Consider the following 9,628-nt stretch of genomic DNA (forward strand, 5'->3'; position numbering starts at 1 on the left):
TTGGCTGCACAACGAAAAGGCACGGCGCATTTGGCGCCGTGCCTCTCACATCTCTGCGCGTCAGGTCAGCTGTAGATCTCGAACAGGCCGGCGCCGCCCTGGCCGCCGCCGATGCACATGGTGACGACGCCCCATTTGGCCTTGCGGCGGGCGCCTTCCTGCAGCAGATGGCCGGTGAGACGGGCGCCGGTCATGCCGAAGGGATGGCCGATCGCGATCGAGCCGCCGTTGACGTTGTACTTCTCGGGGTCGATGCCGAGCTTGTCGCGCGAATAGAGGCACTGGCTGGCAAAGGCCTCGTTGAGCTCCCAGAGATCGATGTCGTCGATCTTCAGGCCGTGACGCTTGAGCAGCTTCGGCACGGCGAAGATCGGGCCGATGCCCATCTCGTCAGGCTCGCAGCCCGCGGCGGCCCAGGCGACGAAGCGGCCAAGCGGCTCGAGGCCGCGCTTCTCGGCGTCCTTGGCTTCCATCAGCACCACGGCGGCGGCGCCGTCGGAGAGCTGGCTGGCATTGCCGGCCGTGACGTATTTGCCGGGACCCTTCACCGGCTCGAGCTTGGCAAGACCTTCAAGCGTGGTCTCGGGCCGGTTGCACTCGTCGCGGTCGACGACGTAGTCGACGATGCTCTCGGCCTTGGTGGCCTTGTCGACCACCTTCATCCTGGTCTTCATTGGGACGATCTCTTCCTTGAACTTGCCGGCCTGCTGCGCGGCGGCCATGCGGCGCTGCGATTCCAGCGAATATTCGTCCTGGTATTCGCGGCTGACCTTGTAGCGCTCGGCAACGATGTCGGCGGTGTCGATCATCGCCATGAAGATGTCGGGCGCGCTCTTGAGCAATTCCGGATCGATCGACTCCTTCGGCGAGCCGCCACCGGGGATCGAGATGCTCTCGACGCCGCCGGCGACGATGCAGTCGGCGCCGTCGGAGCGGATCGAGTTCGCGGCCATCGCGATGGTCTGCAGCCCCGAGGAGCAGAAGCGGTTCACCGAGACGCCGGCGGTGCTCTTCGGCAGCCCCGCGAGCAGCGCGGCCTGGCGGCCGATGTTCGGCGCGCCATGGGCGCAATTGCCGAGATAGCAGTCCTCGACATAATCCTTCTCGACGCCGGCGCGATCGACCGCGTGGTGGATGGCGTGCGCCGCGAGCGACATTGGCGGCGTGATGTTGAACCCGCCGCGGCCGGATTTGGCGAGGCCCGTGCGCGCATAGGAAACGATGACGGCTTCACGCATTGTTTTCTCCCTTCTTTCGAACGACTGATACGGAGGCGTTGGTCAGAAACGCTCTTGCCGCCATTGGTACACAAAGTTTGCGGAGAGCGGGAGAAAAAGCGGGTCGATCCATCAACAAAAAACGCCGCCCCTCACGAGATGGGGCGGCGTTGTTCCGCGTGTCGGAATATATGATATGATGATCGTCATTCCGGAGCGGCTCGCAGAGCCGAATCCGGAATCTCGAGATTCCGGGTTCTCGCTTCGCGAGCCCCGGAATGACGATTACTCAGAACCTCAGCGCCTTGACCTGCTTGACCTGCGGCAGCGCCTGCACCTTGGCGAGCACGTCGGCCGGCACCGCGCCGTCGACCTCGATCAGCGCGATGGCATCGGAGCCCGGCGCGACGCGGCCGAGATGGAAGGTCGCGATGTTGATCTTGGCATCACCCAGGAGGCTCGCGAAGCTGCCGATGAAGCCCGGCTTGTCTTCGTTGGTGACGTAGATCATCGACTTGCCGAACTCGGCGTCGACGCGGATGCCCTTGACGTCGACGAGGCGCGGCTTGCCGTCATGATAGACGGTGCCGGAGACCGAACGCTCCTGGCGCTCGGTCGCGACCGTCACGGTGATCAGGCTCTCGTAGTCGCTCTGGGCGGCGCGGACGATCTCGTCGACCACCATGCCGCGCTCCTTGGCGACGACAGGCGCGGACACCACGTTGACCTCGCCCAGCATCGGGCGCAGCAGGCCCGACAGCACCGCCGAGGTGATCGCCTTGATCTTCATCTCGGCGACGTGGCCCTCATAGGTGATCTCGACCTTGAGGATGCCTGATTCGGTGAGCTGGCCGGCGAACGAGCCGAGCTTCTCGGCCAGCGCAATGAAGGGCTTGAGCTTCGGCGCCTCTTCCGCGGTGATCGACGGGAAGTTCACCGCGTTCGAGATCGCACCGGTGAGGAGGTAGTCCGACATCTGCTCGGCGACCTGCAGCGCGACGTTCTCCTGGGCTTCCGTGGTGGAGGCGCCGAGATGCGGCGTGCAGATCACGTTGGGATGGCCGAACAGCACGTTCGAGGTCGCGGGCTCCTCGACGAACACGTCGAAGGCGGCGCCGGCGATATGCTTGGCATTGAGCGCATCGACCACGGCCTGCTCGTCGACGAGGCCGCCGCGGGCGCAGTTGATCAGGCGCACGCCCTTCTTCATCTTGGCGATCGCTGATGCGTCGATGATGTTCTTGGTCTTCTCGGTCAGCGGCGTGTGCAGCGTGATGAAGTCGGCGCGCTTCAGGAGGTCATCGAGCTCGACCTTCTCGACGCCGATGTCCTTGGCGCGCTCCGGCGACAGGAACGGATCGAACGCGATCACCTTCATGCGCAGGCCGAGGGCGCGGTCGGCGACGATCGAGCCGATGTTGCCGCAACCGACCACGCCGAGCACCTTGCCGGTGATCTCGACACCCATGAAGCGGTTCTTCTCCCACTTGCCGGCCTGGGTCGAGGCGTCGGCCTGCGGAATCTCGCGGGCCAGCGCCAGCATGAGCGTGATCGCATGCTCGGCGGTCGTGATCGAATTGCCGAACGGCGTGTTCATCACGATGATGCCCTTGGCCGTGGCGGCCGGGATCTCGACATTGTCGACGCCGATGCCGGCGCGGCCGATCACCTTGAGCCTGGTGGCCTTCTCCAGGATCTTGGCGGTCGCCTTGGTCGCCGAGCGGATCGCGAGGCCGTCGTAATTGCCGATGATCTCGGCGAGCTTGTCCTTGTCCTTGCCGAGGTTGGGCTGGAAGTCGACCTCGACGCCGCGGTCCTTGAAGATCTGCACGGCAGCGGGCGAGAGCGCGTCGGAAATGAGAACTTTGGGCTTGGTCATGGGAATGATCCGTTGGTGCGAGCTGCAGTTACGGAACGTCATCCGCGGGCAAAAGCGGAAAGCACGTCTTCGCGCTTGAGACCCGCGGATCCATCTCTCTTGATGGATGGATGGCCGGGTCAAGCCCGGCCATGACGAGGATTTGGTTTGGCTTACGCCGCCTTGGCGAGCGTAGCCTTGGTCTCGGCAAAGGCCCAATCGATCCACTGCGTCAGCAGCTCGACGTCCCTCGCCTCGACGGTGGCTCCGCACCAGATGCGCAGGCCGGCCGGTGCATCGCGGTAGTAGGCGAAGTCGTAGCCGGCGCCTTCCTTCTCGACCAGCGCGACCAGCTTCTTGGAGAACTCCGCCTGGGCGTCGTCCGACAGCGAGGTGATCGCAGGGTCGGTGAACTTCAGGCACACCGAGGTGTTGGAGCGGATCGAAGCGTCCTTGGCCAGGAAGTCGATCCACGGCGTCTTCGCCTTCCAGTCGGCCAGCACCTTGGTGTTGGCGTCGGCGCGCGCGATCAGCGCCTTGAGGCCGCCGATCGACTTGGCCCAGTTCAGCGCGTCGAGATAATCCTCGACGCAGAGCATCGACGGCGTGTTGATGGTTTCGCCGACGAAGATGCCTTCGTTGAGCTTGCCGCCCTTGGTCAAGCGGAAGATTTTCGGCAGCGGCCAGGCCGGCTTGTAGGTCTCGAGCCGCTCCACCGCGCGGGGCGAGAGGATCAGCATGCCATGCGCGGCTTCGCCGCCGAGCGCCTTCTGCCAGGAGAAAGTGACGACATCGAGTTTTGCAAAATCGAGCGGTTGCGCGAAGGCGGCAGACGTCGCGTCGCAGATTGTGAGACCTTCACGGTCTGCCTTGATCCAGTCGGCGTTCGGCACGCGCACGCCTGAAGTCGTGCCGTTCCAGGTGAAAATGACATCGCTCTTGGGATCGACCTTGGAGAGATCCGGAATCTCACCGTATCCAGCGTTGAGCTTGGTGACGTCCTTGAGCTTCAATTCCTTGACGATGTCGCTGACCCAGCCCTCGCCGAAGGATTCCCAGGCGAGCGTGGTGACGGGCCGGGCCCCGAGCAGCGACCACAGTGCCATCTCGACCGCGCCGGTATCGGACGCCGGCACGATGCCGATGCGATAATCTGCCGGCACTTCAAGCACTTCGCGCGTCAGATCGATCGCGAGCTTGAGCTTGGTCTTGCCGACCTTCGCACGATGCGACCGGCCGAGCGCTGCGTCTTTGAGATTTTGGGCGTTCCAGCCGGGGCGCTTGGCGCAGGGGCCGGAGGAGAAATGCGGCACGGTCGGCCGCGAAGCGGGCTTCGCTACAGTCATGATCTACCCTTCCAGATAGTAAGCCTCCCGTTGGGGGGAGGTGTCCCGCCGCGGCTGATACGGGAAACAGGAAGATCAGTCAAGAAACTTCCGGTGGCTCACGGCGGAGTGCAGGCAATTCCGGCGCGATATCGGGGGATTCGACCGCGGCGAGCGCGTTCAGCAAGTCCGTGGCCTCGCTGATCAATTGCGCGGCGCGGCGGCGGCTGCTGACCTTCAAAATGCACTTGTCGTTGGCCTGCACAACGTAGTCGTTGCCGACCTTGATCATGGAATAGCTTGTCATTGAATCCCCGAACCGACCGAGCCCGGTACTGACGCTCCGTAGCACCGTTCGTTCCTCGATCCACGCGAACGACCAAGGGGTAGTTTATCAGCTGTTAAGATGAACGAACGCGCGATCCGATTTCGCTGATGGCGCAACGGCCATTCGAGCTGCATCAAAAACGCACAGTCATGCCGACATGGCTCGCCGAAAATCCAAGCCGCTTGTAGAAGCGCTGCGCATCGACGCGGCTCGAATGCGTGAGCAGTTCGACCAGACTGCAGCCGCGCGCCTTGGCTTCGGTAACAGCCCATTGCACCAGCTTTTCGCCGATGCCGCGGCCGCGGCAATCAGAGGCAACGCGAACATCTTCGAGCAACCCGCGGATGCCGCCTTGCGAGCTGATGCCGGGCAGAAGTGCAAGTTGCAGGCAGCCGACCACCCTGCCCTCGCTCTCGGCGACCACGAGCTGAAGATTGGGACTGCGTTCGACGCGTTCGAACGCTTCGTAATAGACCTCAGGCAGCGGGTCCTCCAACCGCTCGCGGGCACGGCCGAGCTGGTCATCGGCGAGCATCGCGATCATCGCCGCGACGTCCTCGCGTCGCGCAGGCCGGATGGAAACGGATCTTTCATTCATCGACGAGCACTCCAGGCTCAGCGCGCAGATGGCAGGCCGAGAAACGCCTCGGCCTCGCCGACCCAGCGGCGGGTGGCGGCATAGCGGCAGAGATCGAAGCCGCCTTCATGCGCAACGCGCGTATAGGCGAGCAGTGAGACATCCGCTAGCGAGACCGCATCGCCGGCAAAGAAGCTGCTGGCGGCAAGATGCGCCTCCATGCGGTCCAGCGCCGCATAGCCGCGCTTGACCTTGTCAGGATCGAGCTCGGAGGCTGACTTGCCGAGATAGACCATCTGGAAACGACACACCGCGATGTAGGGCTCGTGGCTGTACTGCTCCCAGAACAGCCATTCGTCCATCTTGGCAGCAGCAAAGGCGTCGCGCGGAATGAGTGCGCTGTCGCGGGCGAGATAGCGGATGATGGCGTTGGACTGCGCCAGGGTGCGGCCGTCGTCGAAGGCGACGGTCGGCACCTGGCCGGCGCCGTTCATGGCCAAAAATTGCGGCGTGCGCGTCTCGCCCTTGCGCGTGTCGATCTCGATCCAGCGATAGGGCAATGCGAGATGATCGCACACCCATTTCACCTTCAGACAATTGCCGGAATTGCTGTCGCCGTAAATCTGCATTGCCGCCGCCTCATCAGAGGCGACAGAGCATCAGGCTGCAGCGAGCCTGTCAACCGCGACGCAGCGAAGTCGTGTCAGAACTTGTAGCCGAGCCCGACGCGCGCATTGTTCAGCGTCACAGAGGTGTTCATGACCGGCGAGAATTTCACGTATTCGTATTCGACGCGCGCGAACAGACCGTCCCAGATGCAATACTCGACGCCGAGACCGGCAACGAAGCCCACCGCGAAGGCGTTGGTTCTATGCTGGGTCTGCGTCTGCGACTGCGCGGGAACGGGGTTCGGTCCGTTCACGAGGATCGTCGTGACGCCACCGACCGTCGTCGTCATCACCTGGGTTAACGTCACGTCGCTTGTCACGGTACGCGATACGTCCATGCGGCCGACAGCAGCGCCAGCGAACGCGTATGGCATGAAATCGCCGCCATCCCAGCCCACGCGGCCGCGGAGCGCAATCATGTCCTTGACCTGTGCCGCGGCGGTGCCGGTCAACTTTACGTTCCAATGATCGGTCACGTTGTCGGGGTGAATGTCACCGGCAGGATTGATGATGTCGAGTTGATTGGAACCGCTGGTCTGCGTGTAGAGGTTGTTGAAGTAGCTGTAGGTGCCCTCGAGACCGAGAATGGCATCGTACCATTGCCAATTGCGGCCGACGAAGGCGCCAAAGTTCGTGCCTTGCGTGTTGGTCTTGTTCATGAGCGACCAACTCGCCGTCGGCTGCTGCAGCACGCTGTTGCGGAAGATGAAGTTGGTCAGGCCGACCACGCTTTGGCTGAAATCGGTCGCGTCGGCCGTGTAGCCGCCATTGACGCCGAAATACGCGCCGTCCCAATTGTGGGACGTCTTGGACAGACCGTCGGTGAAGCCGCCGCGCAGGACGGGCAGATCGGGCATGTCGGCCGCCTGTGCGGCGGACACAGATCCGAACACCGCCGCCACCAACCAAAGCCTACGCATTGCAACGCTCCATCGGACTCGAACTCTTCAGCGTGATCATCGCTCGTTAACCTTAATCAATGGTTGCGTCCGAGGTTTTCGCCGCCGCTCGCCATGAAAAAATGCAAAGCAAAACGGCGCGGGATGATCCCGCGCCGTTAAGAGACGTTAAGCGATGAGGCTCGCGATCAGCCCTTGGTGACGAGCGGCGGCGGCGGGGCGTAGGCCGGCGGCGTGTTGAGCTCCCAGCGTACGCCGAGCTTCAGGTCGTTCGACGTGATGTTCTTGACCTGCCAGACATAGGGGCTGAGCGGCGCATTGAAATTATGCGAGTTTGCCGTGACGCCGTCACCCAGGCTCACGTAGCTGTAGGCCAGTTCGAGCGTGGTGGACGGATTGATCTTGTAGGCGAGACCCGCATGCGCTGCCCACGCCAAATTCCATTTCGAGCCTGAACCAGCGAGGTTGACACCGTTTGTGGGCGTGTTGGTGTCCACGAGATTGTCGATGGTCACGCGAGCCGCACCGACACCGGCGCCGATGAACGGAGTGACACACCACCATGTACCGAGGTCGACGTAAGCGTTCGCCATCACCAGCCATTCGGACTTGGTTCCGGTGTAGGTATCGACTCCCGGCGTGACGACGCCGGCGTTCGTGAACGTATAGGAATCGGTGGCCAGGAAATTCGTCTTGCCGCGATATTGCCCGATGACGTCGGCCCTGAACCAGTTATTGACCCGATAGCCGACGCCGACATCGAAGATCCCCCCGGTGTTGACCGTCGAGGTCTGCTGGAAGGAAACCACCGGCGCGTAGAGCGCCGCGTTGGTGTTATGCAGATCCTTGAACTGCTGATTGCTGAAGCCGATATCGCCACGCAAATACCAGCCGCCGAAATCGGCGGGCGGGGCGGGCGGCGCGTACATGGGGGGCGGAGCCGCAATCGGCATATCGGCGGCAAAAGCCATCGATGAAATCAGTGATGCCGCACCCGCGGCAAGGAGAGACTTAACGCAACGCATTGGCTTCGTCCTTATGGCCGGTGAGGCAAAATGCAGATGCCCCACGTTCTGGAAACTCACGGAACGGACGATGGCAGCAAATGCTTAAGCGCCACTTAACCCTAATTTTTAAGGTTGATTTTTTCTGAGCGGCCACGCGGATGCGGCGCAAGCGATGCGAAAATGCGGCAGCAATTGCTAACGATGTATGAAGCCGCAACGCAGAGAAAGAAGGTTTGTTAACGCCTGTGCTGCGGCAGCCTGGGCAGGAACACCGCGAGCAGCCCGATCGCCGGCAGATAGGCGCAGACCTGGTAGACGAACGCGATGGAGGTGTGGTCGGCGAGCTTGCCGAGCACGGCGGCGCCCAGGCCCCCGATGCCGAAGGCAACGCCGAAGAACACGCCGGAGATCATGCCGAAGCGATGCGGCACCAGCTCCTGCGCGAACACGATGATCGACGATGTCGTCGAGGAGATGATGAGGCCGATGATGACCGACAGCACCGCGCTCGCGTAAAGCCCGGCATGGGGCAGCGCCAGCGTGAACGGCAGCGCGCCCAGGATCGAGATCCAGATCACGATCTTGCGGCCGAAGCGATCGCCCAAGGGACCGCCGAAGAACGCGCCGACAGCGTTCGCGGCGAGGAAGACGAACAGATAGATTTGCGCCGCCTGCGTCGACACCCCAAAGCGGTCGATCAGGTAGAAGATGTAATAGCTCGACAGGCTCGAGACGTAGAGCTGCTTCGAGAACAGCAGCGCCACCAGCACCAGCAGCGCGACGGCGACACGGCGCCGGCTCGGTCCGCCGGGTTGCGCATGCGCGGGCGCGGCTTTCCTCGCGGTGATCTGCGGCGCGTACCAGCGGCCGATGCGCCAGAGGATGAGAATCGCGAGGAACGCGATCGAGGAGAACCAGGCGATGCTGCCCTGCCCGAACGGCACGACGATGAGCGCGGCCAGCACGGGCCCCATCGAGGTGCCGAAACTGCCGCCGAGCTGAAACACCGATTGCGCAAAGCCGTAGCGCCCGCCCGAGGCGAGCCTTGCGATGCGCGCCGATTCCGGGTGAAACACCGCCGAGCCGAGGCCGACCAGCGCAGCGGCAACGAGGATGACGAGATAGCGCTGTGCGACGCTGAGCAGCAAGAGGCCGAAAAAGGTCGAGGCCATGCCGATCGACAGCGAATAGGGCTGCGCCTTCTTGTCGGTGTAATGGCCGACCACCGGCTGCAGCAGCGAGGCGGTGAACTGGAACGCCAGCGTGATCATGCCGATCTGCGCGAAGTCGAGCGCGTAGGTGTCCTTCAGGATCGGATACACCGAGGCGATCAGCGATTGCATGGTGTCGTTGAGGAAGTGCGAGAAGCTGATGCCGGCGAGCACGGCATAGGCCGGCCCTGCGGCTTTGGCGGGCGCGACATCGCTGACGACGACGGGCTCGGTCAGGGTTTCCGCATGGACGACGACAGGCTTGTTCACTGGAGCATCCCGGCAGGGGCGGCAGATTGCCGCGATCTGCTAGGTACGATAATGGCGGCGGCCGAACCACCGTCAATCGCAAATGGCTGGGATGCGGGGGCCGGTCTTTCGAAGAAGCGCGTAGCCCGGATGGAGCGAAGCGCAATCTGGGGCCGTTATCGCCGTTGCACGAATCCCGGATTCCGCTTCGCTCCATCCGGGCTACGACCGCAGATATCGTAAGGTGGGCAAAGGCGCCCTTGCGCCGTGCCCACGATCTTTCCGATAC

General features: G+C 63.1%; 9 protein-coding genes. All 9 read right to left on the reverse strand.

Features of this window, described 5'->3' with window-relative positions; translation table 11 throughout:
• Positions 1 to 65: 65 nt before the first annotated feature.
• The 9 genes from AOQ71_RS03040 to AOQ71_RS03080 all read right to left on the reverse strand — a co-directional run bounded on the left by AOQ71_RS03040 (position 66) and on the right by AOQ71_RS03080 (position 9,360).
• Positions 66 to 1,238 (reverse strand): thiolase family protein, encoded by a 1,173-nt coding sequence (locus AOQ71_RS03040; RefSeq protein WP_057741504.1) that lies wholly within the window; start codon positions 1,236 to 1,238, stop codon positions 66 to 68.
• 268 nt (positions 1,239 to 1,506) lie between these two features.
• A complete protein-coding gene (gene serA, locus AOQ71_RS03045; RefSeq protein WP_057741507.1) occupies positions 1,507 to 3,096 on the reverse strand; it encodes a phosphoglycerate dehydrogenase in 1,590 nt (529 codons plus the stop codon).
• A 152-nt stretch (positions 3,097 to 3,248) separates the two neighbouring features.
• Positions 3,249 to 4,421 (reverse strand): phosphoserine transaminase, encoded by a 1,173-nt coding sequence (locus tag AOQ71_RS03050; RefSeq protein ID WP_057741510.1) that lies wholly within the window; start codon positions 4,419 to 4,421, stop codon positions 3,249 to 3,251.
• Positions 4,422 to 4,500: 79 nt separating this feature from the next.
• Positions 4,501 to 4,692 carry a hypothetical protein gene (locus AOQ71_RS03055; protein WP_245316666.1) on the reverse strand — a complete coding sequence of 64 codons (192 nt, stop codon included), beginning with the start codon at positions 4,690 to 4,692 and terminating at the stop codon, positions 4,501 to 4,503.
• A gap of 169 nt (positions 4,693 to 4,861) precedes the next feature.
• Positions 4,862 to 5,326, reverse strand: a complete 465-nt coding sequence (locus AOQ71_RS03060) for a GNAT family N-acetyltransferase (protein WP_057741516.1) — start codon at positions 5,324 to 5,326, stop codon at positions 4,862 to 4,864.
• A gap of 17 nt (positions 5,327 to 5,343) precedes the next feature.
• Positions 5,344 to 5,934 (reverse strand): glutathione S-transferase family protein, encoded by a 591-nt coding sequence (locus tag AOQ71_RS03065; RefSeq protein ID WP_057741519.1) that lies wholly within the window; start codon positions 5,932 to 5,934, stop codon positions 5,344 to 5,346.
• Between the two features lie 74 nt (positions 5,935 to 6,008).
• Positions 6,009 to 6,893: an outer membrane protein gene (locus tag AOQ71_RS03070; protein ID WP_057741522.1), complete on the reverse strand. Its 885-nt coding sequence runs from the start codon at positions 6,891 to 6,893 to the stop codon at positions 6,009 to 6,011.
• Positions 6,894 to 7,060: 167 nt separating this feature from the next.
• Entirely contained in the window at positions 7,061 to 7,897 is an 837-nt protein-coding gene (locus tag AOQ71_RS03075) for an outer membrane protein (RefSeq protein WP_083513888.1), read from the reverse strand.
• Positions 7,898 to 8,115: 218 nt separating this feature from the next.
• Entirely contained in the window at positions 8,116 to 9,360 is a 1,245-nt protein-coding gene (locus tag AOQ71_RS03080) for an MFS transporter (RefSeq protein ID WP_057741525.1), read from the reverse strand.
• Between the last annotated feature and the right edge of the window lie 268 nt (positions 9,361 to 9,628).

Origin of the sequence: Bradyrhizobium manausense (assembly GCF_001440035.1) — a bacterium.
GTDB classification, from domain to species: Bacteria; Pseudomonadota; Alphaproteobacteria; order Rhizobiales; family Xanthobacteraceae; genus Bradyrhizobium; species Bradyrhizobium manausense.

Coding starts and splice junctions, on each gene's coding strand:
- serA (WP_057741507.1), bottom strand. CDS start 3,096: ATGACCAAGCCCAAAGTTCTCATTTCCGACGCGCTCTCGCCCGCTGCC.
- AOQ71_RS03040 (WP_057741504.1), bottom strand. CDS start 1,238: ATGCGTGAAGCCGTCATCGTTTCCTATGCGCGCACGGGCCTCGCCAAA.
- AOQ71_RS03060 (WP_057741516.1), bottom strand. CDS start 5,326: ATGAATGAAAGATCCGTTTCCATCCGGCCTGCGCGACGCGAGGACGTC.
- AOQ71_RS03050 (WP_057741510.1), bottom strand. CDS start 4,421: ATGACTGTAGCGAAGCCCGCTTCGCGGCCGACCGTGCCGCATTTCTCC.
- AOQ71_RS03065 (WP_057741519.1), bottom strand. CDS start 5,934: ATGCAGATTTACGGCGACAGCAATTCCGGCAATTGTCTGAAGGTGAAA.
- AOQ71_RS03070 (WP_057741522.1), bottom strand. CDS start 6,893: ATGCGTAGGCTTTGGTTGGTGGCGGCGGTGTTCGGATCTGTGTCCGCC.
- AOQ71_RS03055 (WP_245316666.1), bottom strand. CDS start 4,692: ATGATCAAGGTCGGCAACGACTACGTTGTGCAGGCCAACGACAAGTGC.
- AOQ71_RS03075 (WP_083513888.1), bottom strand. CDS start 7,897: ATGCGTTGCGTTAAGTCTCTCCTTGCCGCGGGTGCGGCATCACTGATT.